Raw genomic sequence first — 20633 nt, 5'->3', positions numbered from 1 at the left:
TTCTATCCGTACAGGCAGCTTCCCCGCCCCGGGTCCGCCGCCTGACAGATTCACTGCTTAACCTGCTTTTCCTTAGTCGCAGTCCAGCTTATCATACTCATCTTCTTTGCCTTTTCCCATGTTATAAACCACCCGGTAGAAGGACGGAAGCAGTACCAGCGTCAGGATCGTCGCCGCAACCAGACCGCCGACGTTTACAAGCGCTAAGCCCTGCATCATCTTGCCCGCCTTACCAAATGCCAGACAGTTCGGGATCATCGCAATGATGGTCGTCAGTGTCGTCATGCAGATTGGGCGTACACGGATCGCACCGGCTTCTACCAGCGCCTCGTCTAACGGCATCTCCATCCGCAGCTGGTTCACCGTATCCACGTATAAAATACCGTTGTTTACAACCGTACCGACCAGCATCAGGAAACCAAGCATGGAGTTCATACTGATCGGGCAGTCCGCCAGAAACAGGAATCCAAAGGAACCGATCAAACTGAACGGGATCGTTGCCATAACCATCAGGGAGAATTTCGGGGACTCAAACTGGATCGCCATGACAATGAAAATCAGAAAGATCGCTGTGACAAGCGCCATTCCCAACGCGGAAAGCTCCTCGCCCATCGACTCATCCAGGCTATTGGTCGCCATCTCAACGCCGTACGGGAATTCCCAGTTCTGCACGAAGCTCTTGACATCTTTTTCAGCCGTCTTCTTATAATCTGCCTGTGCCTGCATCGTGATCGATACCTGGTACTGTTTCTCTTTTCGTGAAATCTCCTGTGGGCTATCCTGGTAGTAGATCTCTGCCAGATCCTCCAGCGGAAGCGTATTACCCGTCGCCGTCGTGATCATCATGCCCTGCAGTTTCGCGATGGAATCGTAGCGATCCGGCGCAAATTCTACCTTCACGTCCTGATCATTGCCGTTGACGGAGATCGTCGCCGCTTTCACACCGCTTAAATTACTGTATACCATCGAACCGATGCTGGCCGGGGTCAGTCCCTCTGCCTCTGCCTTAACCGGATCCACATTTACCTTGATAACCGGCGCCGCATTCTCAACAGAAGAATGTACCTGCATAACATCCTCGCGCTTGCGAAGCTCAGTTACCAGATCATCCGCTGCCTTCTTTAGGGTGTCGTAATCGGTACTCTGCAGATCCACCTCAATTGAATCACCGCTGCTCATGCTGCTGCTCATACTGCTGCTGCCCTGTTCCAAGGTAATGGTCGCATCAACGTAGTTCTGTGTCGCATATCTCCACTTCTCGATAACCTCGTCCGTGGAAAGTTTTCTCTTATCTTTTAAGTAGGCATTCAGCGTCACATCACTTCCGGAAGTCATGCTGACACCACTGTTTCCATATGTCATCAGGTAATGATCCACATCCTCGTCTGTCTCTACCATATTTTCCAGATCGAGCACAGTGTCACGGATCGCCGATACCGAATAACCCGGTTTCGTCTTGATCGTCATCGTGACGATACCTTCATCGATCGAAGACATCAGCTCCAGGTTCAGTCTGGACGCCATGAGGATGGACAGGACAACCAGCACTGCAGTCGTTCCGAATACAAGCGCATAGCGCTTGATGACATGCGGCATATGCTTGCGATACCAGCCCTGGATGCCTTTGATTATACGTCCTGCCGGCGCATGATCCTTCTCAACCGGATGCCAGAACATATAGCAGAGCGGCACGATGATGACTGCTGAGAATAAGGAAGCCGTCATACAGAAAATGATCGTGTACCCGAGCTGTGTAAAGAGCTGTCCAGACATACCATTTAACATCAGAAGCGGAATAAATACAACACAGGTTGTCAGCGTACCGCCGGTGATCGAGCCGATCATCGTGCGCGTACCTTCCAGCGCCGCATCATAGAAATCCAGTTTTTCCTTTGCCCGGAAACATCCGTCGAGGACGTTGATCGAGTTATCAACCATCATACCTACACCGAGAACGAGCGACGTCAGGGAAATAATATTCATTGAGAATCCCATCGCCGCCATACAAATGATCGCCAATACAACGGAGATCGGAATGGACGTACCTACGATGACCGACGCACGCAAATCGCCATAGAATAAGAACAGAATGATCATGGACAGGATGATCGCCAGGATCAGGGTCTGGATTACGCTGCTTAAAGACTGTTTCAGCGTGTCACTGGCATCATCTACCACGGTGATTTTAAGACCCGGATACTGCTTTTCAATTTCCTGCACCTTCTTGGTTACCTGGTTGGAAACCTCGATCGCGGTGGAACTCTGCTGTTTTTTGATTCCCAGGGAGATAACATCTTCGCCATTGTAACGTCCGATCGAGCTTGCATCCTCCAGCGCCTCATAGACATTTGCGATATCAGAAAGATGGATCGTCTCACCGTTTGCCAGCGGAAGTACGACATTTTTCAGACTTTCCGTGCTCTTAAATTCGTTGCCGACACTGACGTCGAGATCCTGTTTTCCAACCCGGACATCGCCCGCCGGGATCGTGAAATCGGCGGCACCGACTAACTGTGCAACCGTATTCATATTCAGGTGGTACTGTGCCAGTTTTTCCGGAATCAGTTCCACGCGGGTGTAGCTATCCTGACCGCCGGCAATCGAAACCTCGCCGACCGAGCTTAATTTCTCAAACTCAGGAACAATTTTGTCATCTACATATGTATAAAGGTTCTGATCAGCGTCGCCGCTGACTGCCAGCGTAACCGTCGCCATCGAGTTGATATCCAGCTCCATGATATTCGGATCGTTGGCATCGTCCGGCAGATCGCTCTGAATGCCATCTATCGCCTTTTTCAGGTTAATGTATGCGGTATCCATGTTGGTACCGTACTCATACTGGACAATGACGATCGATACATTTTCACGGGAAATGGACTGTACCTTATCGACCGAGTCCAATGATGTGATCGCATCTTCTTCTTTCTTGGTAACCAGATCGGTTACGTCCTCCGGGCTGGCTCCCGGATACACCGTAGCGATGATTAACATCGGCATCTCCATCTCTGGCGTCAGTTCCAGCTTCATGCCCATGACGGACTGAAGGCCGAAGTACGCGATGGTAATCAGACAGAGAATGATGGTAACCGGACGCCGCAGTGCGAGTTTTGTCAGTCGAATCATTCTTTGTCACCTGCCTCTGTCGTCTCCGCTGCTGTCTCATTGTTTCCGTCTGTCTGCGCGCCATCGGTATCCTGTGCTAACAGGACTTCTCCCTGATCCACCAGCTCGTTGCTCCAGCTCACGATGACCTGGCTGTCACTCGTCAGACCCGATTTTACTTCCATATTTTCATCGTCATAGATACCTGCTTCGATCTCGGTCTTCTCCGCTTTTCCATCCTCATAGAGATATACAAACGGGGCACCGTTGTCATAGCTGACTGCATCGACCGGAACGGTCAGCACCTGGCTGACATGGTCCATGATAACCGTCATTTTTACGCGAGAACCATTCGTAAGACCTGCTGCATCCGGCACCATCGCACGCGCGTCATAAAGGCCGCTGCTCTCGTTGACCATAGATCCGATTTCGGTTACAGTACCGGTGTAATCCGCACCATTTTTCTCCAGCGTCACGCTGTCGCCCAACTCCATCGTCTGGTGGATCTTCTCGGTGATGCCGAATTTAACCTGTAACTGGCTGGCACCGGAGATCGTGCAGATCTCGCCTGCCGGAGATACATGATCATGCGGCTCGACGCTCCGGGACTCGATCACACCGTCGATCGGCGCCGTCACGGTCGTGTATTTCACCTGCAGATCGTACTGGTTCTTCGCAGATTCATAGGAAATCTTCGCATTCTGTGCGCTGTTTTGTGCCTGCTCCATCGCCTCCTGGGAGACAAAACCATCAGCAAAGAGCGCCTGGGTACGGCTTAAATTGCTGTCCGCATTCTTTAAGGCAACGGAAGCCGCATCCACCTGTAGCTTTAACGCTGTCAACGCGTCGGAATCGATCTTGCACAGCGCCTGCCCTGCCTGGACCGTATCACCCGCCTGGAAGTAAACCTCCAGCACCTCGCCGCTCATCTTCGGCATGACGCTCGCGCGGGACTGCGGCTCTACCAGTCCGGTCAGATCCGTGTACAAGCTGATGTCCTGACGAACCGGATTTTCTACTCTTACGGTTGGACGGGATTCATATTCCACCGCCGTATTCTTATGACCGCATCGGGACAAAACGACAGCGCCAACAACTACAATCGCAGCCAGCGCCAGAATCTTTCCTCTTTTTTTCATAATTTCCTCCATCTATGCTTGTTCTTGGTAAAAATTTTTCTCAGTCTATATTTTACTCATCTCGTATACACTTTGCCACTCCCAAGTTCGGACAGGTGTGTACACAAATTCGCCAAAATGTATCTATCCATGTTCATCTTTTTTTCATGGCACCCGAATTCTCCTGCCGCTGACCGTTTTTTCCGGGTACATGACAGCAAAAACGCAGAAAAAACCAACCAAATACCGCTGATTCCTCCTGCGTTTCCTTGTTCCATTTTCTAATTGATAATAATTCGTAACTGTTCAGTACCTTCACAGTCACGCGCAGACCTACTGAACAGTTACAATAATTCTCAAAACTGCCGGAAACCTGCTTTCCTAACGGACCTGCATAGGGTCACGCCCGGTGCATTTGCGGATCACGCTCATGAACGTGGCGACGCGCTCCTTCACATCCGCCTCATCCTTAAACGGCGCGTCAAACGCAACTCCCATAACCGAGAAAATGATGATCTGCACCGCCATCGCCGCCTCCGGCATCGTCAGGTTCTTAAACATACCAATCCGCTCCAGATGGTTATAAAAATACTGGTACACCTTTTCTCCCATCTGACGGCGCAGCGCCATGAACTGTACCGACTCGGACAATGCCCTGATATGCTTCTGATTTTCCATGATATACATATACAGCTGTGTCAGCGCCTTCTCCGGATCTGGCTGGCTCATCGTCTCTTCCATGACGCGCTTCATCTCGCGTTCCATCCGGTATTCCATCAAATCATATATATCTTTAAAGTAATAATAAAATGTTTTTCTTGTGATCCGGCTCCGCTCGACCAGCGCCGTGACCGTGATCTTCTCGACCGGTCTTTCCGACTCCAGCTCGATATAAGCCTCTACAATCCGTTCCTTCGTATTTCCCTGCTGCATACTCTTTTCCTCCGGCAAACCGTTGTTGTTTAAGTATAGTTTATAATTCAACAAACTGCAAGTATTGCCTGAAATTTCCATGTTCCTACTATGAATCCGCGTTACTGTTCACGGATAGGCACTTTTGGAACCGAAAGTGCCGTAAGAAAACGTGCTTACTTGTGAACAGCAGCCGATACGGCCGGTCCGATTTCGTGTTTCACACGCCCTTCCACCTGCGGCAGTTTCTGCGAGTATACAACCACCCGGTCGCCTTCCAGTATCTGCGTACCGCCGTCTGGAATGATGATCTGGCTGCCCCGCTTTATCATCACAATGATCGTATTCTTATAGAAGCGCGCCTCCGCGATCTTCTTACCACACCAGCGGTGATCTGGTGTCATCAAAATCTCTTTTAAAAGGATTCCCTGGCTGTCCGTAAAGCCCTCTGCACCCAAGACGACGGTATCCCCTTCCTGAATTACAGTCTGTCCTTTGGGCACAATCGTCTGCGCGCCGCGCCGGATCACTGTGATTAACATACCCGGAAGCATCTCGATCTCACAGATTTTACGGTTTTTCCACGGATGATTGTCCCCGATCGGAAGCTGCACGAACTGAATCTGCATATCGCCCGTATAGTCCGAGAACGTCCGCATGACATCGGTCGAGTTGTCAATCATGTCACATTTTTCTGCCACCTTCGGAAGCAGCGAACCCTGAAAAATGATGGAAAATAAAACAACGCAGAACACAATGTGGAATATATCATATTTCATATATCCCTCACTGAGCGTCGCCATGATCGCAAATACGATTGATGCCGCACCGCGCAGACCCGCCCAGGAAATAACCAGATACTGCCCGATCGGCGGTTTCGACGGCGCGAGCAGCAAGCCAACCGCCGCCGGACGCGCCACAAATGTTAAAAACAATGCGATTGCGATCGACGGAAGCACGATCGACGGCATCTGCGAAGGAAACGCCAGAAGTCCCAGTAAGAAAAACAGAAGCATCTGCATCATACCGGTAAACGCATCAAAGAAGCCAACCAGCGCTTTCTGGTTCTTCAGCTCCTGATTTCCGAGGATAATACCGGTCAAATACACACTTAAGTAGCCATTTCCGCCAATCTGGGATGCAAGCGCGTAGGAAATGATTGCCGCCGCAAAGACAAAGATCGTGTCAAATCCCTCGCCATAAAAGGCATACCGCTTTAAAAGCCATGTCACCAGAAACGCGATCGCCGCGCCGGTCAAAAGCCCGAATGCGAGCTGGCGGATCAAAAGCAGAACCGCCGAACCGCCGCTCACACTCCCCGTCATCGCAGACAGCAGAATCACCGTCATCATGTACGCAAACGGGTCGTTGCTTCCGCTCTCTAACTCCAGCATGGATGCCGTGCCGTATTTGAGGTTCAGCTTGCGCGAACGCAGGATCGAGAACACGGATGCCGCATCGGTCGATCCAAGAACTGCGCCGAGAAGCATTCCTTCCATCAGTGCCATCTTAAGCACCAGATGACAGAACAGGCCGGTCAAAAGCGCCGTCAGCACTACACCCACCGAGGATAACAAAATCGACCGCCCCGCGACCGGCTTCGCCTCACTCCAGCGCGTGCCGAACCCGCCGTAAAACATGATAAAAATCAGTGCCACCGAGCAGACCTGTTCCGCCAGTGCAAAATTGCCGAATGGAATCTTAAAAATACCGTCCGATCCAAACAGCATTCCCAGCATAATAAAAATAAACAACGTCGGCACCCCCAGCCGCCCCGAAAGACGGCTTCCCGCGATGCAGACAAGGATAATAATCGCTACGACCAGAAGCGCAAATGAAGTTGAAATATGTATCATTCCTTTCTATGTTTAGTAGGTATCATAAATGTGGTGTTTTTATAATGATACAATATCTCTATGCCTCTTTCGTGTTAAGATTCCATTAAAAAGAGGAAATCTTACAGCGACAGATCTCCCTTCGCCCGCGCCCTCCGGTCGCGGATCGACTGGATCACCGGCACCAGGAACATTGCGACGATACCGCCCGCAAATCCATTGTTATAGAGGTTCATGCCCCCATACACGATCCCGACATTGAGCGCCACCGACGCGTGCAGAAAACCGGCTAACACGCCGCATAAAATTCCAAACTCTCCGGCGATCGGCGCCAGCGTCGTGGAAAAGAGCAGCGCCAGAAGTGCCGACGGATTCGTGATATCCCACGCCCGGACGGTGCTCGCAATGCAGACGCCCGCCATGATCGGGAAAATATTCCGCAAATGTTTTCCAGTCGCACTGAATCCAACGATGGTAAAGATTCCGCCGATCGTCGGTCCATTTAGGTTTCCACCGACTGCCAGCACAAAGAAGGTCGCAAACAGACCATTGAGTCCCATGTTGAGAAGCGTCACCGCACCGCCCAATTCCAGCAGGTAATCGGTACCGCCGATTCCCGTTGTCGCAAGGAGTTTTTCATACCCTAAAAGCGTATCTTTTCCGCGCCACAGCACTGCCACCACCGACATGCCTGCAAACAGGACAAATAGCAGCCCTAAAAGCATCGCATCATTGCCGGAGGACCAGATAAGACGCGCCTCCGTCTCAATTCCAAAGGACTTAAACGTGGAGACCAGGACCGTCGCAATGATGCCAGAGGCAAATCCCACATTATAAAGGGAATATCCCTTATGGGCATAGTGGGAATGCGTCGCGAGCGGTGGAAGCACGAATCCGATACAGATTCCCACCAGAATCGTCACACAGAAGCGCTGCCAGAGCGGCAGCTCCACCACGTGCATCAGCTGTGTGATGATCGGAGACAGGCTCGTTCCGTAGATGCCGACATAAATATAGTTGGATAAGTGCATTTTATGATATTTTGCATAGAGAAATACACCCAGAAAAATCGCCCAGATATTCATCAGATTTTTTCCGAACAAAGAGAATCCAAACATCAGACAGCAGGATGTGATCGTATGCCCGTCCATCTCCATCCCAAGACTATAGACAAAGTAGATGCTGATAAGCGCCATCATCCCGGCATTGACAAACGCGGCTCCCATGCCGCCGACCGCAATATAATCGGTGATCAGGAAATCCGGTTCCCTTATGATTTCATAGATACCAGTCACAATGGAGTCAAACGGCTGTATAATCAGCCCCACTGAAATGAAATAGATCGGAATCAGTGCCAGAAGAAAGAATTTCATCTCTCTGGACAGAGATTTCACTGTAGTCATATACGCACACCTTTCAAAAAAGGGATGCAAAAAAGATTCCGCATCTTTGCACCCCCGACTGTTAACATTCTATAAAAATGGTTACTATTCTATTGTATTGGATTTTCAACTGTTTTGCAACTGATTTTTTTCTCACTGTAACCCGTTATGAAACCCGTCCGACAGAACCGGCTGCCCCCATTCTCATGTGAAATTGTTACTCTTCCTCCGGCGCACTTCCCAGCACATAACCGCGCTCTTCCAATATTTCGCGCAGCTCATCAACCACCGCCCCCAGCTCTTTACCTTCCTCGTCGATCGTGATGTCTGCGTATTTCTCAAAATACGAGATCCTCTCATGGTAGAGATCCAGAAGTGTCATGCCGTCTTTCAGCGCCACGCCGCGGTCCTTGACATCGCCGACGCGTTTTACCAGCTCGTCATAAGTAATTTTCAGATAGACAACCAGTCCGATGGATTTTAAATGTTCCATCGCTTCCTTTCCGTAGATCACGCTGCCCCCCGGTGCGATGACCGCCTGCTCGGCTTCCACCCCCGCGTTGACGCGATTCTCCACATCGAGAAATCCATCCAGTCCCTGTTCTTCGATGATCTCGCGCAGACGCTTACCTTCCTGTTCCTGAATCAGCAAATCCACATCTATAAAGGAATAGCCCAGTCTCTTTGCTAAAAGCACTCCGACCGTGCTCTTTCCTGCGGACGGCATACCAATCAGGGTTACATTATTTTTCATCTTTGGCACCTCTTCTTTTTCTTTACACTCCATCCAAATGTTCCAAGAAGCTCTGAAAGCCCATAATAGCCGCCATGCGAATACACAATCGGTTCCGCCTTTGCAAGCTCCAGGCTGCCGCGCTCGTTGAGCCACTGCTCGTCCACGCTGACACCCGTTACCTCTGCCAGAAACATATGATGTGACCCCAGTTCCTTGACTTCGGTCACCCGGCACTCGATCGCGACCGGGCTTTCGGCGATCACCGGCGCCTTCACCGTCTGCGCCGGAACCGGTGTGAGCCCTGTCTCCTTCCATTTATCCACATTCCTGCCGGAGCGGACGCCGCAGTAATCGGTCGCATACGCCATCGACTCCGTCGCCAGGTTGATGACAAACTCACCGCTCTCCCGCAGCATATGGTAAGAATAGCGCTCCGGGCGCACCGAAATGTACGCCATCGGCGGGTTCGTACAGATCGTGCCCGTCCAGGCAATCGTGATGATGTTGCTGTTTCCTTCGCAGTCCGCCACTGTGACCAGCACCGCCGGAACCGGATAAATCATATTGCCCGGCTTCCACTGGGCGCGCGGTCCCGGAGTGTTCCGGATCTCCATCCGTTTTTTCAACTGTCCTTCCGGGTTCTGCCTTGCTCCTCCCCGGCGACGCTCTTCTGGCTTTCCAGCCGCTCTCTTCTGTGCCATCCCTATATCCTCTTAATCGTTGTCCGGGAGAAGTTTGATCCGGACCATGATCTGTTTCACCATGCTTCCTTCCGGCAGGCTCATATCATCGATATGCGTCTGTGCCGGCAGATCGCCCTCTTCCTCCAGCTCCAGGCTGATCCAGTTGTACGCTGCCTCCCGCGCATTTTCCACCGCATCCTCCAGATCCGGACCTTCCGCCTCGCAGCACTCCAAATCCGGGAAATATGCATCATACCCTTTTCCATCTTTCTTAGGCGTAAAAACCGCCGGATATACAAATGTCATGGTATCCTTCCTTTCCGTCCGACCTTCCTGCCCTGCACGAACTATCACTGGATTTTCCGTATGAAACAATCCCGTCCGCGCACTGTCACCTGATTTACTGCTCCAGTGTCACTGTCAGTGCCGGAATCAGCTGTTTCTTTCTGGAAACAACGCCCGGCAGTGTTGCCGTCTGCTTCAGCTCTTCATTTGCATCACCTACGTGGAACGCATCTGCCACAACCTGTGCCGCCCCCTGTCCAACACAGAGAAGTTCGGTCGTCTCCGTCAGGATATTCGTCAGCATGAAGAAGAGCATATCCAGACCTTCGTCCTCACGCGCCTTCTCCATAAACGGCAGCATACGGTTCTTCAGCTTTCCAAGCTCCTCTGCATTCAGGGAGTTGATCTGACCGACGCCGAAGTTTGTCTTTCCAGCTGAGAATTTCTTGAAATCCAGATACAGAATCTCTGCATCGCTCTTGCCCTTTAACTCGCTGCCTGCCTCAAACATCTGGTTTGCGAACTCATCCAGCTTGATGCCTGCCATCTCAGCCAGAGAAACCGCTGCTGCCCGATCCATCGGTGTGCAGGTCGGAGAACGGAACAGAAGCGTATCGGAGATGATCGCACTGCAGAGCAGACCTGCGATGGTCTTGTCGATCTCCAGCCCCTGTTCGCGGTACATCTGGAAGATGATTGTTGCCGTACAGCCGAGCGGCTGGTTACGGAAGAAGACCGGTCCGACTGTCTCCACAGTACCCAGACGATGGTGGTCAATCAGCTCCAGGATATTGGCATTCTCGATGCCGTCTACCGCCTGGCCGCGCTCATTGTGATCGACCAGAATCACGTTCTTGCCGCGCGCACCCAGTAAGTTACGGCGGGAAATCAGGCCTTTGTATTTGCCTTCTTTATCGAGTACCGGGAAATGACGGAAACGCTTGCTTGCCATCACATCCTTAATATCATCGATGAAATCATCTGTATCAAAGGTGATCAGCTTCTCAGTCTTCATGAAATAGCTGATCGGCATACTCTGGTTAATGAGACGGGCTGCCGTGTAGGTATCATACGGAGTTGTGATGACGGTACAGCCGCGCTCCTGTGCCAGTTTTTTGATCGTCATGGAAACGCCAGCGCCCTCACACACGATGATACAGCTTGCACCCATCTCGATCGCGCACAGCTGTGACTCATAGCGGTTGCCGAGGATAACCAGGTCGTTCTCTTCAATATAATATTCCATCATATCCGGATTAGCTGCCGCAATCAGGACTTTTCCTTTATCAAAGTACTCTTTCTCATCGCCAACAAAAATCGCGCCCTCCAGGGTCTCGATGATATTTGCATACTGGGTGCATGCTTTGGAAAGAATGCTGCTGTCGTATACATTCATATAAGAACGGGTAATATCGCCGACTGTGATCAGACCTTCCAGTATATTCTTATCGGTAACAGCCGGAAGTGTTACCAGACCATCCTCCTGCATCAGGTTCCATGCTTTTCTCAGGGAAATATTCTTGGAAACACCTGGAGTCTCGCGGATCTCAATATCCTTGACCTGCGTTTTGACGGATTTAATCAGTTTCGGCACAGCTACCTTAAAGTAATCCAGTACGAAGGTTGTCTCCGGGTTCAGTTCTCCGGCACGGCACGGTACATATTCGCCGCCCGTCTGAAGTGTTTTGAAATTCGCATAGCCGATTGCAGAACAAATCGAATCCGTATCCGGGTTTTTATGTCCAATTACAATCGTTTTCTTTGCTTTTTCTGCTGCCATTTTTTCCTCCTGATTCGCACCGTGCGCTGCAAATTCTGCCATTTTTCTTTCTATCCTCTGTTTTGATAGAGAAACCTCTGATTCATGAAACTTTTTTGTACAAAATCGCCAATTTTCATAATCTGTTTACACGGTGTTCATATTTTATTCATATCTTATTTTTATACTAAAAGCATAAAAGATTTCACTTTTTAAATTTGTTTTATAGTAATTTTGCACATAGATTTTTCATAATTGCCCCGGATGCTTGACCGCTCCGGGGTCTCCTCTTGTCTACAGCATATTTTCGTCATATCTGGACGTTTTTCTATCTCTATTTCCTTCAAACGTCCAGACCATTTACCCTGCACTCTGTCACTCAAAACAAGGCGCCTAATCTAAGATCAGTCTCGCCGCCCCATAGATACCTGCGTCATTTCCCAATGTTGCCAGGCGAACCTCGCCCTTATTCTCAGAGATCGGGGTCAATTCACGGTAATAGCGGTCAATCCAATCCGTTAAAAAAGTCCCCGCCTTTGACACGCCGCCTCCGATGACAAAAATCTCCGGATCCACGGTCATCGAAATAGTCGCCAGCGCCCATCCGAGATAATAGCACACGGTGTCCATAACCTCCAGCGCCAGTGAATCCCCAGCTTTTGCCGCATCCAGCACATCTTTTGCGGTGATCGCATCACCGTAGGCACGCATCACCGACGCATCCGGCTTTGCCACCATCTTCCGTCTCGCTTCCCTGGCGATACCGGTCGCGGACGCTACCTGTTCCAGGCAGCCGTGTCCGCCGCAGTTGCAGGTTTCTTTCTCGCCCTCGCGGATATGGATATGACCGATCTCGCCGCCCAGTCCGTGGCGTCCTGCAACGATCTTCTGATCGTGTACCACGCCGCCGCCGACACCGGTTCCCAGCGTCACCATCACGATATCATGGCAGCCCTTGCCGCCGCCCTGCCACATCTCGCCGAGCGCCGCCACGTTAGCATCATTACCGGAGCGGACCGGCATTCCATCTAATAACTCACTCAAAATCTTCTGCGGGTTCAGATCGCGCCATCCTAAGTTGACGCAGACCTCCACATAGCCGTCCGGCTGCACCGGTCCCGGAAATCCCATGCCTGCGCCGATCACGGCATCCATCGGAATTCCCCGCTCGTTCAATTTCTTCCTGATCGAAGCGGCTACATCCGGAAGAATGTACGCCCCATTCTCTTCCTTGCGGCTCGGAACCTCCCACTTATAAACAAGCGTTCCGTCCGTCTCAAAAAGACCAATCTTAACCGTCGTTCCACCGACGTCTATCCCAATACATTTTTTTTCCATGTCTGGATCCCTTCCCTTACGGCTGCACTGGCAGCCTTTCTTCTATGCCCTCATCTTTTTTCTGCGCTGGCTCTTATTATACGCAATGCATCCCCGTTTTGCAAGGTTTGGAAAGCAAAATACACCTGCCTGCCGGAGAAAGGCGCATTTCTGCTTAAGCGGTACCGCATTCTTTTCTGCCGACAGACAGGTGCCTGTCTTTTATCTTATTTTTTTACCAAAATCAGCATTATTTCAGGCTCTTAGCCACCTCTACCACATGCTCAACGGTAAAGCCGAACTTCTTGAACAGAAGCCCTGCCGGTGCGCTGGCGCCGAAACTTTCCATCGCGATGATCTTGCCGTCTAAGCCGGTGTACTTGTCCCAGCCGAAGCTCCAAGCGCCTCTACTGCTACACGGCGGCGTACTTCTCTCGGAAGTACGGACTCCTTGTACTCCTCGCTCTGCTCCTCGAACAGATCCATACACGGCATGGAGACAACGCGGACTTTCTGACCTTCTGCTGCCAGAGTCTCTTTTGCATGAACCGCCAGAGCTACCTCGGAACCGCTGGCAATCAGAATTAACTCCGGTGTGCCCTCGCAGTCGTCGATGATGTAGCCGCCCTTTAATGCCTCACGGCTGCTGCCTGCCATCGGCTCCAGATTCTGTCTGGTCAGCACCAGTGCGGTCGGTGTGTGCTCAGAAGTAACAGCACTGTACCAAGCTGCCTCTGTCTCGGTCGCATCGCACGGGCGGAATACATGGAAGTTCGGCATCGCACGCAGCGCTGCCATCTGCTCGATCGGCTCATGGGTCGGTCCATCCTCGCCAACGCCGATACTGTCATGCGTAAATACATAGGTCAGCGGCACGCCCATCAGTGCAGACAGTCTTGCCATCGGTTTGCAGTAATCACTGAATACAAAAAAGGTCGATACATACGCACGCAGACCGCCGTGCAGCATGATGCCATTTCCGATCGCTGCCATCGCAAGCTCGCGGACACCGAAGTGCAGGTTGCGTCCAGCTCTGTCCTCCTTGGAGAAGTCGCCCGCATCCTTCATGTTGGTCTTGTTGGACGGTGCTAGGTCAGCAGAACCGCCAAACAGGTTCGGCAGAACATCCTTGATGTAGTTGATCAGGCGTCCGGAGATCGCACGGCTTGCTTCCGGTTTCTCCTGTTTTGCCCAGAATCCGGCGTCATCTTTCAGCGCCTCGCCCGCCTTTGCATTGTGATACTGGTTCCAGAGCGCTTCCATCTCCGGATATTCCTCGCAGTAAGCGGCAAACATCACGTTCCATGCAGCTTCTACCTCTGCCTTCTGCTCTGCGATCTCGGAGTAGTTTTTGTATACCTCTTCCGGTACGAAGAACGGCTCTTCGCTCGGCCAGTTTAAGTTCTTTCTGAGTGCTTCCACATTCTCCACGCCCAGCGGCTCGCCGTGTGCGCTCGCCTTGCCCTGTTTTGCCGGGCAGCCGAAGCCGATCTGCGTCTTGATGGTGATAAAGGACGGATGCTCGGTATCTGCCTTTGCAGCCTCGATCGCCTTGCCGATCGCGTCGATATCATTGCCGTCTTCTACCGTGATCGTCTGGAAACCAAATGCCTGCATACGCTCCTGTACATTCTCACGGAATGCGATGTCGGTGCTTCCCTCGATGGAGATGCGGTTGGAATCATAGAGAACAATCAGCTTGGAAAGTCCCAGGGTACCTGCCAGAGAGAATGCCTCAGAGGAAATGCCTTCCATCATACATCCGTCGCCGCCCAATACATAGGTGTAATGGTCAACTACCGGATAATTTTCTTTGTTGAATACGCTTTCCAGATGTGCCTCAGCCATCGCCATGCCGACTGCCATACCCATACCTGCGCCCAGCGGACCGGTCGTCGCCTCAACGCCAACGGTATGACCATATTCCGGATGTCCCGGAGTCTTGGAATCTAACTGGCGGAAGTTCATCAGATCTTCTTTGGAAAGATTTCCGTAGCCAAACAGGTGCAGCAGAGAGTACAGCAGCATGGAACCATGACCGCCGGATAAGATGAAACGGTCTCTGTTCTCCCACTTCGGGTTAGCTGGGTTATGGTTCATATGATGTGCCCACAGTTCATAAGCCGCTGCTGCACATCCCAGCGGAAGTCCCGGATGACCGGAATTTGCCTTCTGGATTGCGTCTGCGGATAAAATCCGGATCGCGTTTACGGATAATGTGTCAATCTGATTCATAAGTAACCTCCTGCTATGTATCTTAATTTTAAAAACTAAACGTGTGTTATTTGAGGCGGATCTCGCGCATCCGGTCGCCGCCGCTGATAATCAGTGAATTGAACGCGCGGCCGCGTGTTACCTGCGCCACAGAGAAATCAAACTCCCCGGCAAACCGCTCCTTGCCGGACAGACTGTAGACCCGGCAGGAATTTTCGTTATTTAGGATGACGAAATCGCCCTGTATATTTATGTTACGCCACGAATACGAGAAATCTGCCGTACCCATAGCGGTTCCATCGGATTTAAACATGCTCAAACGGCTCTCACTTCCGCCCTCGGTGTTGTCCGAGATGACCGCCACATAGTCCTTCGACCATGCCACGCCGCGGACTTCCCCGTCGATCTCCGCCTGGCGCACCAGCGCCGGGCTTGTTACATTTTCCAAAGAGAAAAATGCCACCTGATCATCCGCAAATGCACACGCGTGATCCTCGTCGAGGAACCGGACGCGCGGACAGATGCTGTCTCCCAGCTCATCAAAACCTCCGACCAGACGGTCTGGATAATTCTTTCCATATTCGGAGAAATTGTAAAATACAATCCGGTTTTTGAGTGCTCCGTCCTGCAGATACAGGTCGGAAAGCATGACCTGCGTACCATCCGGCGATAAGGAAACATCCATCAGGTAACCATTTCCCGACATAACCGTCTTGATCGCCCAGTCAAGCTCGCTGCCGTCTTTCTTGAAAAAGGTCACATACGAAGCATTGCTGTCCTCCACCAGCGCCGCCACGATGCCGTATGCCGATACGCTGACGCGCAGGATCGGCAAAAGCGTCGTCGCCTGTCCCTGGCTTCCGGTCTTGTCCACAATATAAATATCATTGCCCTGCTGGTCCCCGATCACGGCATAATCGCCGTTGACATAGCAGATCGGTGATTTCAGCTCATAACTCATCGACCAGACCGCCTTGCCGGACTTGTCCAGATAGGAAGCTCCGTCCTTCGTGTATTTCAGGACATTTTCCCCAAACGGGACAAATTCCGTCGTGCTGCTCTCACTCGCCGCAATCTCTTTTTCCCACGCCACCGTATAGTCCGTGTAGGCATGGTTATCTTTATAATACATAAAACCAGCCGCCAAAAGCGCCGCGATTAACACCGCCGTCAGCACCCTGCGGAGACGTTTCCGTCTGGAATGGCGCTCGGCTTTCTCCGCCACCTCTTCCTCATTTTCCCCGTGGCTTATGCCCCGGCGGGGAAACATGTCCTGCGTGGCGGTGTCGATCACACGCCCTCTCAGCTGCTTTTTCTTCTGTTCCCGTTCAATCGGTTCATCTCACTCATTTTTTTATCTCCTGTAGCTGGACTGCCATCTTGATTATACACTATTTTAGATGGTTTGGCATTATCTTTTTGCTATTCTCCGGACACATCCGGCAGCACCAGCGTCTGCCCTGCGATAATGCGGTTTTCATCGGTCAGATGGTTGACCGCAAGGATATCGTCCAGATGACGGATATTGCCATAAAGCTTAAAACAGATCCCATAGAGCGTCTCCCCGTCCCCGACCGTGTACGTGCCGCCGGGCTTCAAGTTTGTGACCGGATAGTCCTGTCCCGCCGTCGAATTGCCGCCCGGATTCGGCAGGTCGCGCTGTGCCTCCGGCTCCGGCAAAATGTACGGGGCTTTCGTCTCCGCCATTTTTCCGTCCTCTTCGCTCTGCCCGCCGGAAGCCTGTCCATTCTGTCTGCCTGCTATGGCAGTGCCCTCTGTGTCTCCATCCGCCGCGCTCTCAAGTGTCCATTTATGCGCCTGTCCTCCGTTTTGCGCTGTTGTTCCGTCTGCATCCACACCCGCGCCGGCCTCGCCGCTCTCAAGCGGCGTCACACTGCCGCGGAGCTGTTCCACCGTGACCGCCTCTTTCCCGTCCGCAGTGCCCCGCACACCATCCGGAAGGACGGATACCAGCACACTCTCCATCTCGCGCATTTTCTGGTAATTGCCGAAAAGCACCACGCCGCCGGCAAGCACCGCGACCGAAAGCACGCCGCACAGCGTCCCCAGCGCCCGGATCGTCCCGTAACGCGACGCCGCCTCCTGCTGCCGCTCTTCCATCCGGTTACGGAAATCGCGGATCACCCGATCGCCGGTGCCTGTCTCCACCCGGCGGGCGTCCTTCCGCAGAATCATATAGTCCTGCATCATCTGGTTTTTCTCGTAATATATATGATATCCTTTCAAACGGTAAAACCCGTCCTCCGACATCACATAGTATGCCGCCTCACCGTCCACACCGCTGTTTATGTACATGAGCTGGTTTTTCCCGCCGAAATACTGCTTGTGCAGCCGCCAGTAGGTCAGGGGACTTAACATACACCCCGGCGCGCCGCAGATAAACCACCCCTGCACGGTCTTTTTCGGAAATGTCTCCTCCATCCGCTGGTATGCCTTTTTCCATGCCGCCTCCGAAAAGACAATCTTCTCCCCGGACGGCACAACCTCCTCCATCTCCAGCGCCCCGTCCACAAAGAGGCACGGAACCTCCTGCTGTGGATCCGAATTTCCGAGCAGCAGCCCGACCCGGAGTCCCGGTCCGCCGGATGGATATACCTGTTTCAAATACGTGTTTACATAATCCTCCACATACAACCGGACCACCTCATCCCGCTCGCCGATCTGCCGGATATTTTTCGGCAGTTCTGCGCGGGAACCAGAATATTCTCCCATATGTTCACCCCGCTATGATAGATTCTCCTGAAACCGGGTCTGTACTTGCTTCCATGATTTGATTGCTGCACCGCGCAGCATTTTCAGTGCTGAAAATACCTGCACAAATACAGTAACATGATTTTCCGTAATTTCAGGAGTATGATGAATTTCTTTCCGCCTATCATAACGCCGATTGCATGCAAAATTTGTCAAACGGAGGCAGCATCCAGGCAAAAATTTTCGACAAGCCCGATCCCCGCGCTGATGCAGTCTGCCAGCTGCATGACGAGTGCCAGGCGGATACTCTGCAGCATCATCGGATCGTAATGGCTGCAGCCCGCCACGATCCCGGTGATAAAGAGATCTCCGACCGCGTGAAGCTCCTTGCAGACGCCAAGCCCCGGCTTTAAAGCCCCACGCCCCAGCGTGACATAGCCGACGTGGCTTTCATCGCCAACCGAGGCATCGACCGCCACCACCAGCGCATCCGGGTACCCATTTTTTAAAACCTGCACGTAATGTTCCAGGTTCATCGCGTGCACGGGGCGATCAAGTGTTCCGAATACCAGCGTACCGCGCCGCCGTTCCTGTTTGAGTTTATATCCGATCAACGGTCCCAGACTGTCTCCGGTCGAGCGATCCGTGCCGATGCAGAGGAAAACCAGTTTCTTTTTATGCCTTCGGGTCATTTCTTCCTGAATCAGCCCACTTAACTGCCCTGCCAGCTCTCCCACCGCGTCCCGGCGGGCTGAATTGTAGTAATATATCTCCGGACTGCCACCGAACCGGCTGCGTCCCCGTCTGTTCATCTCCCACACCGTCCTGTTTTCTCCCTGCCTGTTGGACAGGGGTTGTTTTACCTTTATTATAGGCGGGGTGGCAGGAAATTATGCGAAAATTGAAGGATATATACACGGACGAAAAAAGATGTGACAGAAGGCAGCTTTACAGCGCCCGGTGTCACATCTTTTTTCTGGTTGTTCCTATATCTAATTATTTATTTTTATGAAATAATTTCCACAGTTTACTTTCCGCCGCGTTCGCGGTACTCTGCGATGACCTCGCTTAAATTAACGGCTGTGCTGTTATCCAGAATATGTTTCAGCGCGTCCAACTTTTCTGGATTCAGAAATTCCTTGCCTAAGTAGCACTCGTAGGTATCTGTGATAAAGATTCTCTTTTCCTTGATTACCGTCTCGGTATAATGCAGGCGGCTCTCGACCTCCTGATGGCCTTCTTTGAGTTGTTCGAGCTTTGCACGGCTGTTGCTGGTGATCTCATCGGTCAGGATGGTTTTTGTCACATTTTCGAAGGTGTTTAATGCGTCCTTTTTCTTCTTCGCCGTCTCCTCCAGATCCTGCTCCATCTGGGAGATCTCATCGTCGTATTTTTCCAGATCGTAGAGCGCTTCACTGCGATCCCGGCGGATCGAGGAGGTGATCACCGCGATCTTGCGGTTGTTCGCCGCGATCAGACTGCGGATCGAACGTCCTTCCTGCAGCGCCGCCAGATGGCGATCCTTCGTCCAGTTTCCAATCAGGATATACAGTCCGCCAAAAACAACCACATCCACGCCGTAGATCATCGCCAGGTATAAAGTCTTCTGTTCTGGAAGCAGCTTGTAGATGCCGCACGGGATCAACAGGAAACAGATCGCAAAGGTAATCAACACCGTCAGAAATTCTTTGAATCCCTCGGGAAATACAGCGCATAGTACAGTGGGCTTTTGCAGACAAATGGAACACGATCCGACTGGAACAGCGTCCGCATCCGCACGGCAAGCTCTCGGTTGTGCGCGTGAAGCTCCTGCGTTTCTTCCTTAATCCGCTCCTTGATGCCCTGGTTTTTCGCCTTTTCGCGGCGTGTCCGCGTGCGTTTCAGCTTATCCTGCAGCTTCCCAAGCTCATCGTCATAGCTTTTTTCAATCTCATCCCGGCGCTTTTTCACGGTCGAATTCACGGCATCCGCCACCGCTTTCCGCTCCGTCTCCAGCACGCGCAGACGCTTTTTCTCTTCCTGAGCAAGCGTCTCCTCCTGTTTTTCAAACTCCGCCAGCTCCACCACTGCCTGTCTGGCGTCTTCCAGAAATGTTTTCACATCCGTTATCGCCTGTGCCATCTCGCCCCTCCCGGTCTTTGTCTTTTTGTAACGGCTGCCTGCCCTTTATTCTTCCAGCACCTGTATCTCCAGATAATCGAAATCGATGCTCTCGATAAAGTTGTCCTGGGTAAAACGCGCCTTATCGTGGCGTTTGAACTCCTCGATCGTCTTATCCAGCCAGACCGGATGCCCCAGATCAAAGGCATAGCAAATCTGGTCGATCGCGTCAAACACCATCGCCGTTCTCGACATTGTATAATCACCGTTGCTGATCACAATATCCCTAAGCATCCGGTTTTCCTTCATCATTTTTCCCCAAAGACGAAACATCCTGCCGTTCCTTTCCCGCTGTCAAATTTCATTTTTACCGTGTCCGGATGTTCTCTCCGGACATCTTTTCTCACAATCTTATGTCCAGTATATCAGCTTTTTTAAGAGTTGACAAGGCGGGGCTTTTCGGCAAAATTCACTGCCA

Annotated in this window: 16 protein-coding genes and 1 pseudogene; all 17 read right to left on the bottom strand. The window is 51.8% G+C overall.

The features are described from left to right. Window positions 1-72: 72 nt before the first annotated feature. A complete protein-coding gene (locus DW085_RS15245; protein ID WP_107001739.1) occupies window positions 73-3123 on the bottom strand; it encodes an efflux RND transporter permease subunit in 3051 nt (1016 codons plus the stop codon). Then, the gene (locus DW085_RS15240; RefSeq protein WP_227589701.1) at window positions 3120-4241 is read right to left on the bottom strand and encodes an efflux RND transporter periplasmic adaptor subunit; all 1122 of its coding nucleotides are present in this window, start codon (window positions 4239-4241) and stop codon (window positions 3120-3122) included. Before DW085_RS15240 ends, DW085_RS15245 begins: the two co-directional genes overlap by 4 nt. 360 nt (window positions 4242-4601) lie before the next feature. After that, on the bottom strand, window positions 4602-5153 hold the full coding sequence (locus DW085_RS15235; RefSeq protein WP_181357261.1) for a TetR/AcrR family transcriptional regulator: 552 nt from the start codon (window positions 5151-5153) through the stop codon (window positions 4602-4604). Window positions 5154-5308: 155 nt separating this feature from the next. Then, complete coding sequence (locus tag DW085_RS15230; protein WP_107001741.1) at window positions 5309-6988, bottom strand: potassium/proton antiporter; 1680 nt, start codon at window positions 6986-6988, stop codon at window positions 5309-5311. A gap of 101 nt (window positions 6989-7089) precedes the next feature. Further along, window positions 7090-8370, bottom strand: coding sequence for a DUF1576 domain-containing protein (locus DW085_RS15225; protein WP_107001742.1), 1281 nt, complete (start codon window positions 8368-8370; stop codon window positions 7090-7092). A gap of 196 nt (window positions 8371-8566) precedes the next feature. Next, a complete protein-coding gene (locus tag DW085_RS15220) occupies window positions 8567-9103 on the bottom strand; it encodes a shikimate kinase (RefSeq protein ID WP_022360009.1) in 537 nt (178 codons plus the stop codon). Next, window positions 9100-9786, bottom strand: a complete 687-nt coding sequence (locus DW085_RS15215; RefSeq protein ID WP_338126573.1) for a flavin reductase family protein — start codon at window positions 9784-9786, stop codon at window positions 9100-9102. The genes DW085_RS15220 and DW085_RS15215 overlap by 4 nt, the downstream gene beginning before the upstream one ends. A gap of 12 nt (window positions 9787-9798) precedes the next feature. After that, window positions 9799-10074, bottom strand: coding sequence for a type II toxin-antitoxin system HicB family antitoxin (locus DW085_RS15210; RefSeq protein ID WP_107001743.1), 276 nt, complete (start codon window positions 10072-10074; stop codon window positions 9799-9801). Between the two features lie 94 nt (window positions 10075-10168). After that, the gene (locus DW085_RS15205) at window positions 10169-11833 is read right to left on the bottom strand and encodes a putative manganese-dependent inorganic diphosphatase (RefSeq protein ID WP_118469398.1); all 1665 of its coding nucleotides are present in this window, start codon (window positions 11831-11833) and stop codon (window positions 10169-10171) included. A 372-nt stretch (window positions 11834-12205) separates the two neighbouring features. After that, a complete protein-coding gene (locus tag DW085_RS15200) occupies window positions 12206-13150 on the bottom strand; it encodes an ROK family glucokinase (protein WP_118493425.1) in 945 nt (314 codons plus the stop codon). Between the two features lie 229 nt (window positions 13151-13379). Next, window positions 13380-15364: pseudogene (gene tkt / locus DW085_RS15195) on the bottom strand (transketolase). 46 nt (window positions 15365-15410) lie between these two features. Next, on the bottom strand, window positions 15411-16637 hold the full coding sequence (locus tag DW085_RS15190; RefSeq protein ID WP_243024605.1) for a DUF5711 family protein: 1227 nt from the start codon (window positions 16635-16637) through the stop codon (window positions 15411-15413). Window positions 16638-16765: 128 nt separating this feature from the next. Beyond that, window positions 16766-18076 carry a LysM peptidoglycan-binding domain-containing protein gene (locus DW085_RS15185; protein ID WP_118493421.1) on the bottom strand — a complete coding sequence of 437 codons (1311 nt, stop codon included), beginning with the start codon at window positions 18074-18076 and terminating at the stop codon, window positions 16766-16768. Window positions 18077-18267: 191 nt separating this feature from the next. Continuing rightward, entirely contained in the window at window positions 18268-18867 is a 600-nt protein-coding gene (gene yyaC / locus DW085_RS15180; RefSeq protein ID WP_107001747.1) for a spore protease YyaC, read from the bottom strand. A gap of 215 nt (window positions 18868-19082) precedes the next feature. Beyond that, window positions 19083-19730, bottom strand: a complete 648-nt coding sequence (locus DW085_RS20680; RefSeq protein WP_347475118.1) for a hypothetical protein — start codon at window positions 19728-19730, stop codon at window positions 19083-19085. A 2-nt stretch (window positions 19731-19732) separates the two neighbouring features. Continuing rightward, on the bottom strand, window positions 19733-20176 hold the full coding sequence (locus DW085_RS20675; RefSeq protein WP_347475117.1) for a hypothetical protein: 444 nt from the start codon (window positions 20174-20176) through the stop codon (window positions 19733-19735). A gap of 45 nt (window positions 20177-20221) precedes the next feature. After that, window positions 20222-20488 (bottom strand): hypothetical protein, encoded by a 267-nt coding sequence (locus tag DW085_RS15170; RefSeq protein ID WP_107001749.1) that lies wholly within the window; start codon window positions 20486-20488, stop codon window positions 20222-20224. Between the last annotated feature and the right edge of the window lie 145 nt (window positions 20489-20633).

Source organism: Clostridium sp. AF50-3 (assembly GCF_003477445.1).
GTDB classification, from domain to species: domain Bacteria; phylum Bacillota; class Clostridia; order Lachnospirales; family Lachnospiraceae; genus Otoolea; species Otoolea fessa.
This window is presented reverse-complemented; position numbering and strand designations above follow the sequence as displayed.